General features: G+C 50.2%; 15 protein-coding genes. 4 read left to right on the top strand and 11 right to left on the bottom strand.

Going from position 1 to position 22,883, the window contains the following annotated elements:
- Positions 1-45 precede the first annotated feature (45 nt).
- From pepA to DU002_RS04655, 3 genes are read left to right on the top strand one after another with little or no spacing between them, the layout of a single operon-like run.
- On the top strand, positions 46-1,554 hold the full coding sequence (gene pepA / locus DU002_RS04665; protein WP_114337196.1) for a leucyl aminopeptidase: 1,509 nt from the start codon (positions 46-48) through the stop codon (positions 1,552-1,554).
- 1 nt (position 1,555) lies between these two features.
- Positions 1,556-2,014: a DNA polymerase III subunit chi gene (locus DU002_RS04660; RefSeq protein WP_114337195.1), complete on the top strand. Its 459-nt coding sequence runs from the start codon at positions 1,556-1,558 to the stop codon at positions 2,012-2,014.
- A gap of 10 nt (positions 2,015-2,024) precedes the next feature.
- A complete protein-coding gene (locus tag DU002_RS04655; RefSeq protein WP_114337194.1) occupies positions 2,025-4,874 on the top strand; it encodes a valine--tRNA ligase in 2,850 nt (949 codons plus the stop codon).
- A gap of 184 nt (positions 4,875-5,058) precedes the next feature.
- Here the strand turns inward: DU002_RS04655 and DU002_RS04650 are convergent, their stop codons facing one another.
- The 4 genes from DU002_RS04650 to DU002_RS04635 all read right to left on the bottom strand — a co-directional run bounded on the left by DU002_RS04650 (position 5,059) and on the right by DU002_RS04635 (position 8,811).
- On the bottom strand, positions 5,059-5,718 hold the full coding sequence (locus tag DU002_RS04650) for a YkgJ family cysteine cluster protein (protein ID WP_147271770.1): 660 nt from the start codon (positions 5,716-5,718) through the stop codon (positions 5,059-5,061).
- Between the two features lie 224 nt (positions 5,719-5,942).
- A complete protein-coding gene (locus DU002_RS04645; RefSeq protein WP_158537963.1) occupies positions 5,943-7,577 on the bottom strand; it encodes a methyl-accepting chemotaxis protein in 1,635 nt (544 codons plus the stop codon).
- Between the two features lie 146 nt (positions 7,578-7,723).
- Entirely contained in the window at positions 7,724-8,080 is a 357-nt protein-coding gene (rraB, locus tag DU002_RS04640) for a ribonuclease E inhibitor RraB (RefSeq protein WP_114337191.1), read from the bottom strand.
- Between the two features lie 11 nt (positions 8,081-8,091).
- Positions 8,092-8,811, bottom strand: coding sequence for a 1-acylglycerol-3-phosphate O-acyltransferase (locus DU002_RS04635; RefSeq protein WP_158537962.1), 720 nt, complete (start codon positions 8,809-8,811; stop codon positions 8,092-8,094).
- 215 nt (positions 8,812-9,026) lie between these two features.
- Between DU002_RS04635 and DU002_RS04630 the strand changes: the two genes are divergently transcribed.
- Positions 9,027-9,758 carry a 3-deoxy-D-manno-octulosonic acid kinase gene (locus DU002_RS04630; protein ID WP_114337189.1) on the top strand — a complete coding sequence of 244 codons (732 nt, stop codon included), beginning with the start codon at positions 9,027-9,029 and terminating at the stop codon, positions 9,756-9,758.
- 166 nt (positions 9,759-9,924) lie between these two features.
- On the opposite strand, the gene parC is transcribed toward DU002_RS04630, so the two are convergent.
- From parC to cpdA, 7 genes are all read right to left on the bottom strand, one after another.
- Positions 9,925-12,270 carry a DNA topoisomerase IV subunit A gene (gene parC / locus DU002_RS04625; protein WP_114337188.1) on the bottom strand — a complete coding sequence of 782 codons (2,346 nt, stop codon included), beginning with the start codon at positions 12,268-12,270 and terminating at the stop codon, positions 9,925-9,927.
- Positions 12,271-12,413: 143 nt separating this feature from the next.
- Positions 12,414-14,834, bottom strand: a complete 2,421-nt coding sequence (locus DU002_RS04620; RefSeq protein WP_114337187.1) for a putative bifunctional diguanylate cyclase/phosphodiesterase — start codon at positions 14,832-14,834, stop codon at positions 12,414-12,416.
- Positions 14,835-15,003: 169 nt separating this feature from the next.
- Positions 15,004-16,893 (bottom strand): tetratricopeptide repeat-containing diguanylate cyclase, encoded by a 1,890-nt coding sequence (locus DU002_RS04615; protein ID WP_158537961.1) that lies wholly within the window; start codon positions 16,891-16,893, stop codon positions 15,004-15,006.
- A 93-nt stretch (positions 16,894-16,986) separates the two neighbouring features.
- Positions 16,987-19,347 (bottom strand): bifunctional diguanylate cyclase/phosphodiesterase, encoded by a 2,361-nt coding sequence (locus DU002_RS04610; RefSeq protein ID WP_158537960.1) that lies wholly within the window; start codon positions 19,345-19,347, stop codon positions 16,987-16,989.
- A gap of 121 nt (positions 19,348-19,468) precedes the next feature.
- Positions 19,469-21,358 carry a DNA topoisomerase IV subunit B gene (gene parE, locus DU002_RS04605; protein WP_114337184.1) on the bottom strand — a complete coding sequence of 630 codons (1,890 nt, stop codon included), beginning with the start codon at positions 21,356-21,358 and terminating at the stop codon, positions 19,469-19,471.
- A 113-nt stretch (positions 21,359-21,471) separates the two neighbouring features.
- Positions 21,472-22,050: a YqiA/YcfP family alpha/beta fold hydrolase gene (locus DU002_RS04600; protein ID WP_199405162.1), complete on the bottom strand. Its 579-nt coding sequence runs from the start codon at positions 22,048-22,050 to the stop codon at positions 21,472-21,474.
- Positions 22,050-22,880, bottom strand: a complete 831-nt coding sequence (gene cpdA / locus DU002_RS04595) for a 3',5'-cyclic-AMP phosphodiesterase (RefSeq protein ID WP_233496418.1) — start codon at positions 22,878-22,880, stop codon at positions 22,050-22,052. The genes DU002_RS04600 and cpdA overlap by 1 nt, the downstream gene beginning before the upstream one ends.
- Positions 22,881-22,883 lie beyond the last annotated feature (3 nt).

Genomic DNA, 22,883 nt, shown 5'->3' with positions numbered 1-22,883 from the left:
ATCTAACAAACACCTTGATTTGTCTGTAAGGTTTGAGGAGTCCCCATGGAGTTCAGTGTCAAAAGCGGAAGTCCGGAAAAACAACGTAGCGCTTGTGTTGTCGTTGGCGTTTTTGAACCACGCCGCTTATCACCGATCGCTGAACAGCTCGATAAGATAAGCGATGGTTATATCAGTAACCTGTTACGCCGTGGCGACCTAGAAGGTAAGCCAGGGCAGATGTTGCTATTACACCATGTGCCTAACGTCCTGTCCGAACGTGTATTGCTGGTTGGTTGCGGTAAAGAGCGCGAGTTAGACGAAAAGCAGTATCGCCAAATCATCGCCAAAACTATCAGCACACTCAATGAAACTGGCTCCATGGAAGCGGTGTGTTTCCTTACCGAACTCCATGTCAAAGCGCGTGATACCTATTGGAAAGTACGTCAGGCGGTGGAAACCACCCGCGATAATCTGTACAGCTTCGACATGCTGAAAAGCAAGAAGGATGAGACGCGTCGCCCACTACGCAAATTAGTTTTCAACGTACCCACCAGACGCGAACTGTCCATTGGTGAACAGGCAATCAATCACGGTTTAAGTGTCGCAGCAGGTATCGAAACCTGTAAAGACGTAGCCAACATGCCGCCAAATATCTGTAATCCAGTTTATCTGGCCGAACAGGCTGAAAAACTGGCCGCAGAATATCCACAAATTGATGTTGATGTTATCGGCGAAGCAGAGATGGCCGAGCTAGGTATGAACTCCTACTTGGCAGTCAGTCGCGGCTCTATTAATGAAGCCAAGATGAGCCTTATCCATTACAAAGGGGATAAAGCCACAAATAGCCAGCCCATCGTTTTGGTCGGCAAAGGCCTGACCTTCGATTCCGGCGGTATCTCATTAAAGCCGGGCGATGGCATGGATGAGATGAAATACGACATGGGAGGTGCCGCGGGCGTACTGGGTACCATGAAAGCACTGGCAGAGTTGCAACTACCGCTAAACGTCATTGGCGTTTTAGCTGGCTGTGAAAATATGCCGGATGCCAACGCCTACCGCCCAGGCGATATCGTCACCACGATGAATGGCCAAACCGTCGAAGTCCTCAACACTGACGCAGAAGGTCGTTTGGTACTGTGTGATGCCCTTACCTATGTTGAACGCTTTGAGCCTGAGCTAGTGGTAGATGTAGCCACACTGACTGGCGCCTGTGTGATTGCGTTAGGTAAACATGCCAGCGGTTTGATGAGCACTCACAACCCTCTTGCCCATGAGTTACTCAACGCATCAGAGCAGAGTGGCGACCGTGCATGGCGTTTGCCGCTATGGGACGAGTATCAAGAACAGCTGGAAAGCCCATTCGCTGATATGGCCAACATCGGTGGCCGCCCAGCGGGCGCAATCACCGCAGGCTGCTTCCTGTCTCGTTTCACCAAAAAGTACCATTGGGCACACCTCGATGTGGCCGGTACCGCTTGGCGAAGTGGTAAAGATAAAGGCTCAACTGGCCGCCCTGTTCCTATGTTGACCCAGTTCCTGCTCAACCGGGCAGAAGAAACACCGGGAGACTAATATGACGCAGGTAGTTTTTTACCTGCTACCGGAAGATCCGCAGGCGCCCAGTGCGCCTGCGTTGCTTTTATCTGCCTGCCGTTTGGCTGAGCGCTGTTATTTAGACAAAGAAAAAGTCTATATCCTGGCCGCAGATAGAGCGCAGGCAGAAGCGGTTGATGAACTGCTTTTTGGCTTCGATCCCGATAGCTTTGTTCCCCACAATTTAGCGGGCGAAGGGCCTGCTGGCGGTGCCCCCGTAGAGATAGGTTGTGATGCCCCGAAAGGACAACGCACTGTTCTGATTAATCTCTGCCCACAAATGCCCTCATTTGCGGTAAAATCGCGCCTCATTATCGATTTCGTCCCCGCTGACGCGACCAACAAACAGTTGGCACGTGAGCGATACAAACAATACCGGACTGCGGGATTGGCCATCGACACATACGATCTGGCCACTCCAAACTCCGCTTCAAGCTGACATAAGATTTATGGATAAGACCTACACGCCGCAAAATATCGAGCAAGACCTGTATCAAGAGTGGGAAGCAAAAGGCTACTTCGCACCCGCCGGTAAAGGCGACCCATATTGCATCATGATCCCGCCACCAAACGTCACTGGTAGCCTGCATATGGGTCATGCTTTTCAACAAACCATCATGGACGCTTTAACTCGCTATCAGCGAATGAAAGGCAAAAATACCTTGTGGCAAGTGGGTACAGACCACGCCGGTATCGCCACCCAGATGGTCGTTGAGCGTAAGCTCGCTGCTGAAAATGGCCCTACACGCCAAGAGCTTGGTCGCGATGCATTCATCGATAAGATCTGGGACTGGAAGAAAGAATCCGGCGGCACCATTACCCGCCAGATGCGCCGTTTGGGCACCTCTGTGGATTGGCAGCGCGAGCGCTTCACCATGGATGCTGGTCTTTCCAATGCTGTGCAGGAAGTGTTTGTACGCCTGTATCAGGATGACTTGATCTACCGTGGCAAACGCTTGGTTAACTGGGATCCTAAGCTACATACCGCCATTTCAGATCTGGAAGTGGAAAACAAAGACAAAAAGGGCCACATGTGGCACTTCCGCTATCCGTTGGCGGATGGCGCCAAAACAGCGGAAGGTAAAGATTACCTGGTTGTAGCCACCACCCGCCCAGAAACCATGTTGGGCGATACCGCGGTGGCAGTGAACCCGGAAGATCCACGCTACAAAGACCTGATTGGTCAGCATGTGGTGTTGCCGTTTGTCGATCGTCAGATCCCTATCGTTGGTGACGAGCACGCCGACATGGAGAAAGGCACCGGCTGTGTAAAGATCACTCCAGCTCACGACTTTAATGACTATGAAGTCGGCAAGCGCAACCAACTGCCGATGATCAACGTGTTGACCTTCGACGCGATGATCCGTGACGAAGCTGAAGTATTCGACACCAATGGCGAAGCCTCCGCCGCATACAGCACCCACTTGCCGGAACAGTTCCGCGGCCTTGAGCGCTTTGCCGCACGTAAAGCCGTTGTTGCTGCAATGGATGACGCTGGCCTGCTCGATGAAGTCAAAGACCATGACCTGACCGTGCCTTATGGCGACCGTGGTGGTGTGGTGATTGAACCTATGCTGACCGACCAGTGGTACGTGCGTGTGGCGCCGATGGCAAAAACCGCTATCGAAGCGGTTGAAGATGGCCGTATCGAGTTTGTGCCAAAACAGTACGAGAACATGTACTTTGCCTGGATGCGCGACATTCAGGACTGGTGTATCTCACGCCAGCTCTGGTGGGGACACCGTATTCCCGCTTGGTATGACGAGTCAGGTAAAGTCTACGTTGGCCGTGATGAAGCGGAAGTACGCAGCAAACACGGTTTGTCTGACGACGTAAAACTGCGTCAGGATGACGATGTACTCGACACTTGGTTTAGTTCAGCATTGTGGACATTCTCAACCCTGGGCTGGCCAGAAGAGACACCAGACCTGAAAACCTTCCACCCGACCGATGTATTGGTGACAGGTTTCGACATCATCTTCTTCTGGGTGGCGCGCATGATCATGATGACCATGCACTTCATCAAAGATGAGCAGGGTCACCCGCAAGTACCGTTTAAGACGGTCTATGTCACCGGTCTGATCCGAGATGACGAAGGCAATAAGATGTCGAAATCCAAGGGCAACGTGATTGACCCACTGGATATGATCGACGGTATCGATCTCGACAGCCTGCTGGAAAAGCGCACCGGCAATATGATGCAGCCGAAGCTCGCCGAAAAAATTGGCAAGCGCACCAAGAAGCAGTTCCCCGACGGAATTGAATCCCACGGTACCGATGCGCTGCGCTTTACCTTGGCGGCATTGGCGTCAACCGGCCGCGATATCAACTGGGATATGAAGCGACTGGAAGGCTACCGCAACTTCTGTAATAAGCTGTGGAACGCCAGCCGCTACGTGCTGATGAATACCGAAGATCAAGATTGTGGCCGTAACGGCGGCGAAATTGAGCTGTCGCTGCCAGATCGCTGGATCTTATCTGCACTACAAAGTGCCACAGAAGAGTTCAGCCAGCATATCGATACCTATCGCTTCGATTTAGCTGCCGGTACCGCATATGAGTTCACCTGGAACCAGTTCTGTGACTGGTATCTGGAGTTAACCAAACCGGTACTGATGTCAGGCACTGAAACGCAGCAGCGCGGTACCCGCCAAACCTTGGTCACCGTGCTCGAACAGCTGCAACGTCTGATGCATCCATTAATGCCATTCATTACCGAAACCATCTGGAAGCGCGTCGCGCCGCTAGCGGGCGTCGAAGGTGATAGCTTAATGCTGCAGCCATTCCCGGCCAAGCAAGATGCATTGATCGATAATGCCGCCGAAACCGATCTGGAGTGGGTGAAACAGTTTGTTGTTGGTATCCGTAATATTCGCGGCGAAATGGACATCAGCCCGAACAAAGAGCTGAATGTCATGCTGCGTAATGCCAGCGCTGACGATCAACGTCGCGTGGCACAGAATGAGTCGTTCCTTTGCACGCTGGCCAAACTGACAACCATCGAAGTGCTTGAAGCAGGCCAGGAAGCGCCAGCATCAGCCACTGCACTGGTCGGTGAGATGGAAGTGATGATCCCAATGGCAGGGCTTATCGACAAAGATGCCGAGCTTGCACGTTTGGGCAAACAGGTCGAAAAGCTCACCAAAGAGCTAGGTCGCCTTAAAGGCAAGTTGAGCAACGACAAGTTTGTTAGCAATGCGCCCGAAGCGGTTATCGTCAAAGAGCGCGAAAAGCTGGCCGACGCGGAAAACCAGTTAGCCAAACTGCAAGAGCAGCAAGCGACCATCGCCGCTTTGTAAACTCAGGTTAGTTACAAAAACTACCAAAGCCCGCTGATTCAGCGGGCTTTTTATTTGCGGGGAATAACTCATTGATAGCGTCGGTGATGTATAAGAGAGCAAGGCAGTAAAAGCTTAACTCACCGCGTTTGACTTTAGTGCCGACTAGAACGGATCAACTACAGAGTCCCTGTTGAACAATTTGTTAGCTGAAATTTTTGAACATTTTTCTGCCGCTTTTCCAACGTTGAATTGCTTTGGGGTTTTGGAATAATTTATGTAGCCCTTGAAGTAATTCATATTTTTCAACATCATCTCTATTGTACTTAAGCACCTGCTCCACTACAGAAAACTGAATATCTTGTTCAATAGATACCCTTGGGTTTAAAGGGATGTTCGTGCTCATATCTGAGGGTTCATCGTATGAGTGCTTACAAATAGCCTCCGAGCAAGAATGATAGCTGGCACAGGTCATTGGGCGTACGGGATATATCGTACATTTATGATTATCTAGAAAAGGACATTCAACATTTATTACAAAATGTTCTGCTTCCGTTAAACCTTTTACTTTTTCGTACTGATTTCTAACCCGTTCAAGTATCTGTGATCGTTTTTGGGAAGAGAATTTAGAATTAACGTATTGATGAATTGCGACTAATTCGTGAGGATAGGCAACAACTCTCAAATGGCAGCAATGTGAACAACCAGAATGACATGCTGGTTTAGGATTTGAATCAAATGCCTCAACAAAACACTGCTTATCAGCAATAGATAGTATTTCAAGTGCATCAGCATTCTTCTTAGCTTTGCGATACTTTAAATCGTATTCCACACAGCGTTTATTAAAACTTTCTTGCGATATCATAATTCCCCTCTCAGCTAACGCTAGATAGATATACACAGACGTTCTATCTGGATAAGGGAGCTTGGTATACCTACCCCCAATCCACTAGATGCCCTGCCCGACTTACTAATGAATGAGTGCTTTCATTGTAACTGACTGATTGAACCCGTTTTAGCCTGCTTATCACAAAAAAATCCCGCTCATCGAGCGGGCTATTAGTCGTGAACATAGGCACAGTATTCGGCTTACACTTTAAAGCGATTCACCAAACCAGCGATGTCACCACTCTGCGCCTGAACCCGTTCGCTGGAGTTAGATACGTCCTGAGCGATAGCATCGGTCTCTTCGGCCATGTGCTTGATCCGCACAACGTTTTCGCTGATCTGGTCCGCAGTGCTGGACTGTTGCTCCGCGGCGGTGGCTATTTGGGTGTTCATGCCTGCAATCTCTTGTACTGCAGCAGTGATCTGTTCCAGTACTTGGCCGGTTTGTCCAGCGTGTTGCACCAGATCCGTAGCACGCCCTTGGCTCTCACCCATGGCCTGAACGGCTTCGTGGGAGAGTGACTGCAAGCGTTCGATGATCTCGCGGATCTCGTTAGTCGAATCCTGCGTGCGCTGGGCCAGCGTTCTTACCTCGTCGGCCACCACGGCAAAGCCGCGACCCTGCTCACCTGCTCGCGCCGCTTCAATTGCCGCGTTAAGCGCCAACAAGTTGGTCTGCTCGGCGATACCACTGATCACATCCATCACGGTACCAATATCACGGCTGCCATTTTCAACCCGTTGGATAACTTCTGCTGATTGCTCAATATTGTTGGCTAACTCTTCAATACCGCCAATGGTTTGATCGACCACGGCGCGACCATTCACAACATCCGAATCGGCCTGATGGGTCGCCTCGGCCGCATCATTGGCATTGCGTGCAACTTCTTGCACCGAGGCCGCCATTTCGGTGACGGCGGTAGCAACCTGATCATTCTCGCCTTGCTGCTCATTGGCAGCCTGACGAGCACGGCCAGCTAAGCTGCCCACCTGTTCCAGTTCATCATTCAATCCTGCAACCAGGCTCTGGATCTGCTTAATTAAATCTGATTGGTTGCCAACAAAGCGATTAAAGGTACTGGCAAGCTCAGCCACTTCATCTTTACCGGATACATTGAGACGTTGGCTCAAATCCCCTTCACCATCTGCAATTTCAGCCATCCGATCACGAATATGAATAAGAGACTTACCTGCGACAGATCCCACCCAAAGTGCCAAGATGATACAAACAATGGCCCCGGCGATACCCCAAAACAATAGCTGGCTAATGGCGGATTCGGCATTCTCATCGGAACTGATTACTTTCTCATTGGCGTGCTTTTCGACTAACTCAGTCAAGGCGTCAACAACATTGCGCATGGCTTGGAACTGTTGCTCTGCCTCCCCCAAACTGAGCGTTTTGGCCTGTTCCCAGTCGTCATCAGCCACAGCTAAAACTTGCTGCGTACTTTTGAGCCATATCTGGCGTAGGCGAAGGTAGTTATCAAATAGCTGCTTTGATTCGGTATCTAGGCTGAGTTCATTAAACTTCGCCATTCGATCGCCACTCTGCTTGATGTTTTCTTGATGCTGTTTTTTGAACTCGGCGTAACTTGGATCATCCACCGGAACAAACACTAACGAGCGCTCAGCCAGCTGTGCTTGGTGCAGATCCCGGTCGGCCTGTAGCAACAGCTCAAGACGGGGCATCAAGCGCTTACTTATCTCATCGGAATCTGCCGCCAGCGCAGTTATCGCGCTGTACGCCACAGAAAAGACAATCACTAAAACAAGTACAAACAGCGACGATAGAAACAGCTGTTTACCACGAAAATTAAGGTTGTTAATCCAGCTCATAGCTAAGTCCTCGATCATCAGGGATCGATAATTAAGTCATTAGCTGAAAAGTTAGCACAAGCAAAAGGTTAACAGCCAAAAGGGCTGCTAACTTCGTTGCTCAGTTCACAAAGAATTTCTATTTGGAAGGAGGGAAGGTAACCAATCTATTCGATGAAGTAGGTACCCCAACCGTCATAATGCACGTCATGCTTTTCGGCGAACGCGAACATCTCATTGGTTTGTTTGTCGATTTTCTCGATATTCAATGGACCTTTAGCGATCACGTCACAACAAAGTAGAAGCTCACCGTCTTCCATCTCCAGCTCTTCCGCATCGGTCACTTCAAAGCCCTGCTTGAAAGCATCCAACACCAGTTTTTCCAACTGGTCGAAATCATCGCTGGCGAAGTGATGCTCGAAAGTGTATTCCGCATCTGGCTGGCTGCCATCTTCAAGCAGCGCTTCTACCGTTTCTCGGTTTATCTCTAGCTGTTCAGCGATCTCTTGCTCTAACTCTGTCATGTCAGGTTCCTTCATGCTAATGCGTCAGACTGTTCGGTTGCGCCATTGAGTTTGTCCAGCTCTGCCGACATCAAGCTGTGGGTGTCAGCCATCAAGCTGCGTATATCTTTGTCTGTGGTATCAATAGGCTCAAGAAATTCAACGCGAATAACGCCATTAGACCACTTATTTAAACCAATACCATCCATCGACGAGACCGCCACGGGAACCACTGGCACCTTAGCTTTCATCGCCACCCGAAATGCGCCACTTTTAAACGGCAGCAGTCCTCTGCCTTTGCTGCGAGTGCCTTCAGGGAACATCCACACGCTCATCTGTTTCTCAGTGATGCGCTTAACCACCTGGCGGATCGTGCCGGCAGCACTTTTGCCGTCACTACGATTAATCAAGATGTTGCCGGTGATCCAAAATAGCAGGCCGAATACAGGAATATAAGCCAAGCTTTGCTTGCCAACGGACACGGTACGGGGGCGTAACACACCGGCGATCGCCAAAATATCGATGGCCGTTTGATGATTCGCTACGTAGACCGCGCTGCCGGTCGATTTAACCGAGTCAGGTACATTCGCTTCTAATCGCAATCCGAGAATAAAAAGCATCCAGCTAAAAGGCCGACCGACCAAATGCATGAGATTTGGATGAAATGGTCGTAACAGGCAAAACAGCACGCAAGGCACTGTAAAAATCAATAAATAGATGAGCAGTAGCACTACCCGAATAACAGCCAGCATGATTCCTCGCTTTTCTTCCCTTAAGAGGGCCAGTATACGTGTACCGGGCACGCTCGACAGCTCTGATCTCATCGAAAAACGACTAATCTATCGAGCTTTTCTCCATCAAGCGCATATTTGGCCGATGATAAAGCCTATCCAATCATGGTAACTAACTGCGCAGCCACATAAAATAGACTTTAATTTGATCTTACCCCGCGCTGAAGGCGAATTAGATGCAGCACCAGCAAGATGGCCACCATCTGGTATTTTGGCACTCTCCATTAAACCCACCACCTTCTCGGGAGTGGTTTTCAGCTAATCATTGGCGCTCACTCGATGCCATCAGCGGTGAAAGTCATGGCCGCGGCGTGACCTATTTTATCAACTTTCAAAGCCACTGCTGGGTGCTCAGACACTACCATCGCGGTGGCATGATCGCCCATATCAGTGATGACCAATACTTCTATAGCGGCTTGAAAAACACTCGCGTTTGGCGAGAGTTTCAACTGCTCCAGCAGATGCACCAACTTGGCCTGCCGGTTCCGCTGCCGATCGCTGGCCACATCTGCCGTCGCGGCCTGTTTTATCGCGCCGATCTCATCATTGAACGGATCGCCAATGCCTCAGATCTGTTTCAGCAACTGCAACAGCAGGCCCTGTCCGCCAAGCAGTGGCAACAGGTAGGCGAAATAATTGGTCAGTTTCATGCCGCCGGCATTTATCATGCAGACCTTAACATCCATAACGTTTTGCAGGACAACCAGGGGCGTTTCTTCCTTATCGACTTTGACCGTGGTGAGCAACGCTCCCCTGCACACCAGTGGCAAAATGACAATCTGATGCGATTGTTACGTTCCTGTCGTAAAGAGGCGAACCGCGTACAAAAGTGGCATTGGCAGGAAGATGACTGGCAGTTGTTGATGCAGGGCTATCGCCAAAGCAACCCTGACTTCGCCAACGAATAACAACAAATAGAGGCGAATAGAGACGAGTAGGGGAAAATAGAGGCGACGAAAACAAAAAAGCGGCCGTAGCCGCTTTATATCTGGTTATCGATCAGGGGTGACCGTCGCTCAGAACGTGTTTCATTCGAACAAAATTCATACACGAAAGGCCAACAGACCCTAGGCACTAAAACAGGTTATCACTTTCGCCAGCAATACCAGTTGGCGGGTTAACCGGATCCTCTGCGCCATTTTCAGTGTCACTCGAGCCGGTCGTATCCGCCGCCTGCCACTCTACTCTTTCCACCCGTTGCAGGCCTCGTGGTAACTTGTTGCCACGGCGACCTCGCTCGCCACGGTAATGCTCGATATCGGCCGGTTTCAGCGTCAGCTTGCGCTTACCTGCCCACAAGGTCACATCGGCATTTTCTGGCACCACCTCAAGTATCGTCACCACCTCTTCCCGGCTTGCAGCACGCGCAGATGGAATGCTGATCACTTTGTTGCCCTTACCTTTGTTCAATTCTGGCAGTTGCGACAACGGGAACACCAGCATGCGGCCTTCATTGGATATGGCCAAACAGAGTTGGGCAGCAATATCGGTGATCGCTTTTGGCGCCAACACCTTAGAGCCGGTAGGCAGGTTCAGCAGGGCTTTACCATTTTTATTGCGCGCCACCATGCTGTCGAAACTACCAATAAAGCCGTAACCCGCATCGGAAGCCATCAGATAGCGCTGCCCCCCACTGGACATCAACACATGCTCAATGGTTTCACCGGCAACAATACTAAAGCGACCAGACAATGGCTCGCCCTGACTTCGGGCCGATGGCAAGGTGTGAGCATCGGTAGCAAAGGCTTTGCCTGAACTGTCCAGGAACACCACGGGTTGATTGCTACGACCGATCGCAGCCGCTTTAAAGCCGTCACCCGATTTGTAGCTTAAGTTCTCGGCATCAATATCATGCCCTTTGGCACAGCGTGCCCAGCCCTTCTCGGAAACGACCACGGTGACAGCTTCGCTTGGCACCAAGTCTTTTTCCGATAACGCCTTGGCTTCATGACGCTCAACCAGCGGACTACGGCGGTCATCGCCATGCTTTTCGGCAACTTCCAGTAGCTCTTTTTTAATCAGCGTCTTCATCCGGCGATCTGAACCAAGGGTAAGCTCTAGTTGCTGTCGCTCTTTTTCCAGCTCAGCTTGCTCGCCAGTGATCTTCATCTCTTCGAGCTTGGCTAAATCACGCAACTTCAGGTTGAGTACCGCTTCGGCTTGTATATCACTCAAGCCAAACCGTGCCATCAATTCCACTTTCGGTTGCTCTTCGGTACGAATAATCTCAATCACTTCATCAATGTTGAGGAAAGCAGTGAGTAAACCTTCGAGGATGTGCAGGCGCGCTAACACCTTATCCAAACGGAACTGCAGACGACGACGCACGGTTTCTCGGCGGTAGACCAGCCATTCGTTCAAGATGACATCGAGCGACTTCACCTGTGGTCTGCCATCCAGACCAAGCATATTCAGGTTAACGCGGTAGTTTCGTTCCAGATCGGTGGTGGCAAACAGGTGCTGCATCAACTGTTCAACATCGACACGATTTGAACGTGGCGAGATCACTAAACGGGTCGGGTTTTCATGGTCTGATTCATCGCGCAGATCACTGACCATCGGTAACTTCTTGGCCTGCATCTGTGCCGCGATCTGTTCAAGGATCTTGCCGCCAGACACCTGATGGGGCAATGCATGGATCACCACATCACCAGATTCCATCTGATACACGGCGCGCATTTTCAAACTACCGCGCCCCGTTTGATAGATCTTCTTCAGCTCACTCTGCGGCGTAATAATTTCCGCTTCTGTAGGGAAGTCAGGACCTTTCACAAACGCCATCAAGGCATCCAGATCAGCCTTACTGTTATCCAGCAAATGGACACATGCATCGACCACTTCACGGACATTATGTGGCGGAATATCGGTCGCCATCCCCACGGCAATGCCTGTCACGCCATTGAGCAATACATGGGGCAGTTGTGCCGGTAACACTTTCGGCTCTTTCATGGTGCCGTCGAAATTCGGCGTCCAATCAGAGGTTCCCTGCCCCAGTTCTGACAGCAGGATCTCAGAGAATTTGGCTAACCGAGCCTCGGTATAACGCATCGCCGCAAACGACTTCGGATCATCGGGCGCACCCCAGTTCCCCTGACCATCAACCAGTGGATAACGATAGCTAAAGGGTTGAGCCATCAGCACCATGGCTTCGTAGCAAGCGCTGTCTCCGTGAGGATGATATTTACCTAACACATCACCAACGGTACGCGCAGACTTCTTATGCTTAGACGCGGCGGATAGCCCTAGCTCGCTCATGGCATAGATAATACGGCGCTGTACCGGCTTTAGGCCATCGCCGATATGCGGCAGGGCTCGGTCCATGATCACGTACATGGAGTAGTTAAGATAGGCTTCTTCGGTAAACTGACGTAGAGGCACCTGCTCTACACCATCAAGGCTGAATGCGACGGGATCGCTCATCTGACAAGGCACTTTTTCTAGGGTTAATTGGGCTGCTATACCATGCCAGAAATTAGCGCGCGCTTGAATAGCAAAGAGGCCAACACAGGGGCTTTATCACATCACAATGAACAATTATCGGTGGCAGGAAATGTAGATAGCTATCAGGCGCTACTCGTCTCAACCAAAATAGGTTGCACCGTATGCAACATCGGCGCAGGTTTACCGACATAATAGCCCTGTGCGTAATCGATACCCAACTCCTTAAGTACTTCATACAGCGCGGCATTTTCGACATATTCGGCGATGGTTTGATAGCCAAAGTGGCCAGCGATCTCAACCAAGGCTTTAATAAATACCCGATCAGAGGGCTTATTTAGCAGCTCTCGCACAAATGAACCATCAATTTTGATGTAGTCCACCGGCAGCTCTTTTAGGGTGTGGAAAGAGGAGAAGCCGACACCGAAATCATCCAGCGCAAAACGACAACCCAGCGACTTCAAGCGATCTATCGCCTCGCAAGCCAGAGGCAAATTGTTCAATGCGGCTGTTTCAGTGATCTCGAAGATCAAACGGCGACAATCAACCCTTGATTCCTCTAAGATCTTTTCGATCTGACGCATCACCCGTGGATCGGCAAACGAACGCCCAGACAGGTTGATCGATAGGCTGATCTCTTTCTGTGATGATGGCAAACCCAGTAGGGTTTGTACCGCATTTTCGATAACAAACAGGTCGATGCGGGAGATATAGCCCCCGTCTTCGGCGGCCACGATCAGCGGATAAGCGGAGACCAGTCGATTGCTGTCGTCTTTAAAGCGCAACAACACTTCGTAATGGCTATTTTGGCCGTTGGCAAACCCCTGAATAGGCTGGAACACCAAGGTCAGCCTTTCTTGGTCAATAGCCCGTCGCGCTTGCTCCAGCCAATAACCACGTTGGCGGCTATCCTCTTTAATCGTTTCCCGCTGATACAAGGAATAGCAGTTCTTGCCCTGCTGCTTGGCTTGGTACATGGCCAAATCGGCATGGGCTAACAGTTCATCCAGCGAACGCCCCTGCTCTGGATAAGCCACAATACCCAGACTGGCAGAAGCGGAATGCAACTGTTCTTTACCACCGATACGCAGCTGTGAAACAACACGCACGACTCTCGCGGCGACCATTTCGGCCAACTCGCTACAAACACCCGGCAGATAGAAAGCAAACTCATCACCACCAAAGCGAGCACATAGAACATTCGGTGACAGCACCTGTTCCAGTGCCCCAGAAACAGCCCTGAGCATGCGGTCACCCACATTGTGACCACTGTAATCATTAATATATTTGAAGTTATCTAAGTCGATAAAGAACAGGCAGCCACGTTCATCTCGTAATAAGCGTTGCCCCAGCAGAATTTCAAATTGGCGACGATTGATCAATCGCGTCAGTGAGTCATGACTCGCCAACCACTCCAACTCTTCCGCTCGATGGGTCAGCTCTTTCTCCATGCTTTCGAGCTGATCGGTCAACTGAGATGCAGCATTCGCCAGATCATCGGTTTCATCAGCGAAGTGGGTCTTCGGCAAAGAGGAGATTTCATTATGCACATCGCGGTAACGCGATTGCGCAAGCTGCGGCAAAATAGCGATCACTTTACGCACACGCAGCAGTGGGCCGCGTAAAACCAGCAGCAGTGAAATAAGCAGAACAAACAGTGCGACAAAACCAAATACCAAGTTGATGGCTTGCGCTTTACCTACCGCTTTCACCACCCCATCGATGTCGACAAGAGAACCAATAAACAGCGCATCATTGTCCACAACCGCCAATGGCAAGGCAGATAAACGCATCTCAAGGGCACGTTTATCCATCTCCACTATCACTGGTTTGTTCTCCAGTTCGCTCACTTGCCAGTCCGACAATAGCTGCTTCAACGGTTGCCGCTCACGGAATGTTGATTCCAGCAGCTCAAGTTTTTCGCCATTGGCGCGCACGGTAAACAGCGTCGAACCTAACTTCTTCTCCATCACCGGCATCAACTGGTTGAGCTTAATGACGTACACCAGACTGTAGCGCTGAACAACAGCCAGCCCAGAAGAGAAGCGATAAGGCACCACAGCCACTAAATAGCAGCGGTCACTGCAGTGAATATAATTGCGAGCAACGGGGGAATAGAGCATCTCGCTGGAGAGTTTGTCCAGCGGCAGGGTTTGATAGCCCCAACTATCTAGATATCTAGCTCGACTATCAAATAACATAAGACTATCAACGGAATAGCCTAAATTGTTGCGCAAGTCGCTCCAAAAAGTGGACATGTTTTGGTAGCTGGTTTCAGTGAGGCGGTCGTTTTCAAGTTCATTGAGGCCAACTTGACTGAGACGGTTTTGACTAAGCACCTGCAGTTGCTCAAGCATATTTGCAAGCATGCCTTCGAGCTGTGCACTGCGTAACTGACTTTGGCTTTGACGTTCAACGGTAAAGTAGTTGTTCAGACTACGGTGGTTCAGATAGGCGTAGGTAGCAAAAAGCACCAGGATCAAACACCCCAGTAACCCGCCAATCTTCCATCCTAAACCAAATCTAAAACTTAACGCCCACTTCACAACAGACCGCGCCCTGATACTACTGATGCGCTATAGCGCCGCTAAAAAACGGATTATCCTCCGCTAAATTAGCTGTGTAAAAGCTAACTTAGCAGAGATTGATTTGGATCGCGCTGGCGCGCGTTTTAAACGATGTTTAAGCGATTTGGCTCACACAGAGAGGGGCACCTCAGGGCAGATCCGCGGCCAATTCACCGGCCTCATCCAGTGCAAGATCAGATTTCTTAGGTAGGTCACGAAGCATAGATTCATGAGCCCGAAGCAATAGCTGCTCAACCGAACTATCATCGCCGGTGAAGGTCGCGACACCAAAACGGCATGAGAGAAAATCCAGATCTTCGATACGACTGGAAAACACATGAACAATCGCTTCACGCATACGTTCACATGCGCGCCAGGCTCTGACATCATCGGTATCAGGCAGTAAAATTAAAAAGCGTTCACCACCAATTCGACCAAACAGGTCGTTGCCCCGCAACACCTGCTTCTCTGCCGCAGCTATCTGAACTAACAGGTCATCGGCCAACTGATGCCCATAGCGATCAGTTAGCACCCCAAACCCTTGTAATTCAAACTCTACCAAACTAAACACACTCGGTAAGCGCATCCCCTTTGGCTTTAGCCATTTACCAAGGGTATTGAGCATATAACGACGATTGAAAAGCTGTGTGAGCGGATCAGTATTGGTGATCCGTTTCAATTTGGTGTGGGCAAGCCATTGCCAATACAGGGAAACCGCCAGCGCCAGGCTCATTACTAGAAATACTGCACTCCAGATAAACCAACGCCGCTCTGATGCCTGACTCTGCTCCAGTGCCAATTGACGTAGCTCTGTTTCCTGTTCCAGCAATACATTTTCCAACGCTTGCCGATCAACATCGAATGCCACTCTTAACAGCGCTTCTCTGCGCCGCTGCTCTGTATGGTAGAACTCCCGTAGCTGTTCAACATATTGATTGAGCTTTAAATAGGCTTCTGTATATGAACCGCGAGCCGCTAACACATTGGCATTCAACCGCTGGGATTGCTGGCTCATCCAAGTCTGTTCCAGATCATTATGCTTGTTCAGCACAGTCAACACGTGCTGGATCCGCACGTCAGCCTGTTCCACTTTAGCCAGACCCAAGCTTATCTCTGTACCTGTCATATAGAGTTGAACTTCGAACGCAGGATCACCGGTGTCACTCAACATTCGCTCCGCTTTGAGAAAAGCGCGCTCCGCTTTGCTATATCGCTTTAACGCCAACCAACCATTTGCCAGCCCCATCTGGGCGTAAGCCATATCCTCTTTCAGCCCTACCGTTTGCGCCGCTTCGAAAGAGAGCTCAAAATTGGCGATCGCATTTTGGTATTGTTCGTCGGCCTGATAAGCACTCGCCAGGTTATACAAGCTGACAGCCATCTCTACCGGATCGCCATGGGTTGCCGACAGTTCATAAGCCTGCAGATAGTACTTAATCGCGGTCTGGTGACGCGCCATATAACTGTAGATGGTGGCCATCTCGTTTGTGACAGCTGCCAATAGCCGGCTATCACCACTTTCACGCGCAAAATCGTGGGCAATTCGAATATGTTCTAACGCACCTTCGTTTTGCTCCAGGGTAGAAAGCAAGTTTGCCATTCCCATATGCGCTTCGGCACCAATATCGGCGTTGCTTGCCATCTCGGCATAGGTTATCGCACTGCCGTAAAGCTCTCTCGCTTCCGCGTACTGACTACGAGATAACAGCGTGTATGCCAATCCGGTTAACAGATGAGCCCGCGCTTCCGACGGTGTGTCAGGCAATCGCGTCAGCGCCAAACGCGCCACGCGTTCTGCTTCATCCCAGTTTCTAATGCCACTATATGCATCGGTCAATAATGCACTGAGAAAAGCAAACGACTCGGCGTCATGTTGACGCTCATTTAACGCAGTCGCCAGCTCCCTCACCGCGTCGGGGGGGGACTGATAAACCAGATCTTCATAACGCTGCCATTCCTCACTGGACATCGCTTGGGCAAACGATGAACACAACAGCAGGAGGCAGGACAATCGTCCAATGAAAGTGAATATAGTCAAACAGTGATCCATCAATGTCTTTAACATAATGAGGTTAATTTACGTGAGATATGAAATGAGTTCAGCTCTAAACATCAAATAATTCGCGATGAATTAATGCAAGATCCTAGTAAACGTTTCAAAAACCATCGGACGATAGTAATAGAAACCTTGTGCATGGTGGCAGTGACGACCCGTTAAGAAGTCTGCTTGTCCCTGAGTTTCAATGCCTTCTGCCACCACCTCTTTCCCCATGATCTGAGCAACAGCAATCATGGTGGAAGCCAAACTACGTTTCGCAGGATCATTCTCGGTGTCGCGTAACAAGCGCTGATCAATCTTCAATAGATCGATAGGCAACCGGGTGAGGGTCTCAACAGCACATGCGCCAGCACCAAAATTGTCGATGGTGAGCCCGACCCCCAGCTGATGAAGACGATGAAGTAAATTCTCAATCTCCGCCACATGATGTAGCAGCGTATCCTCTTTCAGTTCAATCCGCAGGCTACCGGCAGGAAGTTCACTCTCTTCAATCAACAAACGTAAGCGATCAACCAAACCGGCGTCGTCCATCTGTGAGGCCGATAAATTAAAGGAGAGTACGGTATCTTTGCCTTGTGCATTCAGTGCATGCGCATCCTTAACGACCTGCTGACACACCCATTCACCTATCGGTTTTAGCAGCTGATTACGCTCTGCCAGTTCAATAAACATCGCGGGAGCTAATAAACCTAAGCGCGGATGACGCCAACGCAATAAAGCCTCGGCACCAGATATGGCACCATCCTCCAGTGCGATCTGCGGCATATATACCAGCTCCATCTGCTCCTGCTCTACCGCACTGCGCAACTCGGAGATCAACGCATATTCGCTGCGAGCATCCACCGCAACCTGGGTATTAGCAAACTGATAACTACTCACACCTGATGCTTTCACCCGATACATCGCCTGATCGGCCAACTTCATCAGCTCTTCAGCCTCCACCGAATCAGCTGGCGCTAAAGCGATACCAATACTGACACCAATCTCGACACGCTCGCCGTCAATCACATAGGGCTGGATCACCTGATGCAACAGCTTTTCAGCTACCTGAGCAACCAAGTTCGGCATCTTAACGTTATGCAACAACACAATAAATTCATCACCACCGATCCGGGCAATATGGTCGGTCTTCCGCAAACAGCGCTTCAGTCGGCTCGCGACCTGCTGCAGTAGTTGGTCACCGGCACTATGACCTAAGCGATCATTGACCTGCTTAAACTCATTCAGGTCGAGAAACAGCAAGCCGGAACCTTGGCCATCACGATGATATTTCGCCAGTGCATCTTTAAGTTGCTCATTGAATAGCTGTCGATTTTCTAACTGAGTCAACGCATCAAAATAGGCCAAGCCGTGCAGACGAGTGCGAATAGAGTCCGCCTCAAGCTCGATGATACGGGTAAGCATCACCAAGCTGGCTGCCAGCACAAAGTTAAGTTCGTCAGGGTACCAATGGCGACTGATATCACACTGCTCAACCACCAACATGCCATAGCTTTTCTGGTGCAGATGTAACGGCACCACGATCATCGAACGAAGTTGTAACGATGAAAATAGTTTGCTGAATTCGTTGGTGCGAGAATCTTTCTCAGCATCATGGGCAGCAAACGCAACACCCGCTTCAATCGCAGTAAATAGATGATTGAACTGACGGCGATGCAGTTGATGGGAGATCAGCTTATGTTTGGCGACGCTGGTGTTCTCGTCTGGGTGCACAATCAACTTTAACAATTGGTGCCCCTGCTCAAATGACCAGACACCGCAATGGGATGCACCCAAAACACCGTTTATTTGTTCACAAACGTGGCTCACCACCAGCTCGACGGCTGACAATGACATCACCCCGGCAGTTAACTGATTGATCACCAACCCTTGGCGATACAGTCTTTTCTGTGACTGCGCTAATTTGACTTCATCGTGACGCGCACGATCTTCCGCTTCTACCAGCAACTGCTTCACGGCTGCCAGATCCCGGGTTTGCCGCGTCAGCGTGTCTTCCAAGGTTTTTTGCTGTTGATGCAAATCGGTCATATCGACCAAGATAGATTCGGTGAGACAATACTGGCCATCAACATGGCCGGCAATACGACCTGACTCCCAGATCCACAGCACACTGCCATCACGATGAACAAGTCTGTACTGCAAGGTAAAGGATTCTGTTTGATGAAGCTGCTGCAACGCCAAAGCGCGCAATCGGGATAAGTTTTCTTGCGGGTGCAACAAGGATTCGAAACTGCGCACGGCACCGTTCACAACTTCGTCAGCACGATAGCCAGTAAGTTGATGCATCGCGGAAGAAGCAAACGACAAAGACATGCTGGGATCCATTCGGCGGCAGCATATGGCACCGGGCAAACTATTCAGTAGCGCCCTTAGCTCACAATCACAACCCAATCGAGAACCCAACGACTCTCTATCAATTTTTTTCTGTTGCAAAGGGACACTCCTTGATCCCAGCGAACGGCCAATAATCTCAGTATAGTCAAACCTGTACAATTAATAGCCGTAAACAGTGAAAATTCCGTTTCCACCGTATTCCAATCAATAAAGAGGCGCCCTATAACTCGACGCGATCGCCTTTTTGTTCAAGCCACACTTTGCGGTCGGCGGAGCGCTTCTTTGCCAACAACATATCCATAATCAACATGGTCTGCTCAGCGTCATCAATGGTCAATTGCACTAAACGGCGAGTATTGGGGTCCATGGTCGTTTCACGCAACTGCAACGGATTCATCTCACCCAAACCTTTAAAGCGCGTCACCTGAACTTTGCCGCGCTTTTTCTCCGCTTCTATGCGATCCAAGATCCCCTGTTTCTCTGGCTCATCGAGGGCATAAAACACCTCTTTGCCGACATCCACACGATACAGCGGAGGCATCGCCACATAGATATGTCCCTCCTGCACCAAATGGCTGTAGTGGCGTAAAAACAGCGCACACAATAAAGTCGCAATGTGCAACCCATCAGAATCCGCATCCGCCAGAATGCAGATCTTGCCGTAACGCAATCCTGATGTGTCTTCAGAGTCTGGATCCATACCGATCGCCACAGAGATATCATGCACTTCCTGTGACGCTAGGATCTGCCCGCTGTCAACTTCCCAAGTATTGAGAATTTTACCGCGCAACGGCATCACCGCCTGGATCTCGCGATCCCTAGCCTGCTTCGCCGATCCACCCGCCGAGTCTCCTTCCACCAAAAAGATCTCGCTCAGCGCGGGATCATCCGAGGCACAATCGGTCAACTTGCCTGGCAATTGTGGGCCACTGGTGACTTTTTTCCGCACCACTTTCTTGGCCGCGCGCATACGACGCTGAGCGCTGCTAATACAAACATCCGCTAACAGCTCAGCAATGTCGGTATGTTCGTTTAACCAGAGGCTAAATGAATCTTTGACGACACCGGAGACAAAAGCCGCACACTGGCGCGACGATAGGCGCTCTTTGGTTTGCCCGGCGAACTGTGGATCCTGCATCTTAACCGACAGAATATAACTACAGCGATCCCAGATATCATCAGGCGTCAGCTTAACCCCGCGTGGCAACAAATTGCGAAATTCGCAAAACTCACGCATCGATTCCAGCAAGCCATTCCGCAAGCCGTTTACATGGGTACCGCCCTGCGCTGTTGGGATCAAATTGACATAGCTTTCGCCGATCTGCTCGCCACCATCAGGTAACCAAGTGACGGCCCAATCAACCTCTTCGTGCTCAGAGCGAAACACGCCTGTAAACGGGTCTTCAGGCAAGGATGGAAACGCTTTGACGTGTTCACGTAAATAGTCACGCAATCCATCTTCATAGAACCACTCGTGATTCTCGCCATTCACTTTGTCGTTCAGCTTGATGCGTAATCCAGGGCAAAGTACCGCTTTCGCCTTGAGAATATGTTTCAGCTTGGTGAGCGAGAATTTGAAACTGTCGAAATACTTAGGATCAGGCCAGAAATGGACACGGGTACCTGTATTGCGCTTGCCAACGGTTCCAGTAACGGCTAATTCCGATACCTTATCGCCGTTCTCAAAGGCTATTTCATGTACTTCGCCATCGCGACGAATAGCCACCTCTACACGGGTAGACAGCGCGTTGACCACAGAGATACCAACCCCGTGCAAACCGCCACTAAACTGATAGCTATCGTTGGAAAACTTACCCCCAGCATGTAACCGGCAGAGGATCAGTTCAACCCCGCTGACCCCCTCTTCTGGGTGAATATCGACGGGCATTCCGCGACCATCATCAATCACCTCTAGCGACTGATCGGCATGCAAGATCACTTGCACATTGCTCGCAAAGCCTGCCAGCGCTTCATCGACACTGTTGTCGATCACCTCTTGTCCAAGGTGGTTAGGGCGCGTAGTGTCGGTATACATACCAGGACGCCGCTGAACTGGCTCTAAGCCACTCAGAACTTCAATCGCATCGGCTGTATATTGCTGGTCACTCATCAATAGGGCTCTATGGTTGCTATTACTTACTGGCTAAACGCATTGGCGACTATCACCATGCGCATCACGAAAACATGGTGGCGAGGGTGCCATATCTTGTCAATCCTCACCACTCACACCGTTTGGGATTGCTGGAAAAAACGAAAAACTTCGGGAAGATAATCAGCAAACATGGTGAAAAGATGATCGCCACCATCCTCAATTGAAAACTCAGCACCATGATACAAGGCTAAAGCATCACGATAATCTAACACCTCATCTCCCGTGGTTAAGAGTACTTTATAGCGAGCAGGCGCACTGATCGTGGGCGTCATATTCAATAATTCATCCATATGCGCCAAGGTTAGCTGGTAAGACTCGCCAGTATAAGGATTATGCTGCGGCCCCAACGCCTGACGCAGCAATTTGGCAGGGGCTACTGCCGGATTAACGAGTACGCTGGGCAGATTAAATTGCTCTGTTACACAGGTGGCAAAAAAGCCACCTAATGAGCTACCCACACAACCGATAAGGTTGGGTGTACTGAGGACAAGTTGTTGAATTTGTCCCCACGCGGCCTGAGGCGTATTAGCCAATTGCGGCGTAAGCAGTTCAATGTTTAACGCCGATTGCAGAATGTAATCGGCGAGTATTTTGGCTTTTGCTGACTGAGATGAGCTGTTAAAACCATGCAGATAAATCAATCGCTGCATCAGTAGCCTTTACTTGCCAAGTTAGGCGCAAACGGGTTGTCCTTCAGGCGCAACACTTCCGTATCAATCTCACCATCATCCAGCAGCGTCAAACGACGATAACCGGGAGCGACCGTGTCCAAAGTAAACTGGTCACAATTCGGCTTAAACTGGATACAAGTGGATGGCGTTGATAACAGACGGATCCCATTGTGCATCCGATCAAGGGTCTGGTGCACGTGCCCCCAGACAACCCCTTTAACCTGAGGTAACCGGCTCAATAAATCGAGGAATTGACTACCGTTCTTCAGTTGATGCTGATCCAACCAGCGGCATCCAACCGGGATAGGATTATGATGCAGCAACACTAAACAGTGGCGATCCGGATACTCAGCAACCGCTTTTTCAACAAACAACAATTGCGATTCAGATAAAAAGCCATAGGTATGCTTTTTCACCTGGCTATCCAGTAGCAAAACCTGCCATTTAGGGTAAACAATCTGCTTTGCGGCGTGCAGTGTTGGGTTATCTAGCTCTGTCGCCATGATCCGCGGATCATCATGATTCCCGGGGATCCAGTAGCAAGGCGCGGCGAATCGGGCAATACCATGGGCGAAGGCGGAATAAGAGCTAATAGAATCATCCTGGGAGATGTCGCCAGTCGCCAGAAATGCGTCGATCTCAGCCGGTTGCTGTTCGATCAGATCCAGCACAGCATGAAAGCTATCCCGTGTATTGACCCCTAGTAGCGACTTTTCAGGACTACCGAAGAGGTGGGTATCTGTAATTTGAAGCAGTTGTGGGCATACCCTTCCTTCAGGTAGCACTGCTTCGACTTTGAGGATTTCCACTTA

Origin of the sequence: Corallincola holothuriorum, from assembly GCF_003336225.1 — a bacterium.
GTDB classification, from domain to species: domain Bacteria; phylum Pseudomonadota; class Gammaproteobacteria; order Enterobacterales; family Neiellaceae; genus Corallincola; species Corallincola holothuriorum.
The sequence above is the reverse complement of the archived record's forward strand: the minus strand, read 5'-3'. Positions and strand labels throughout refer to the sequence as shown.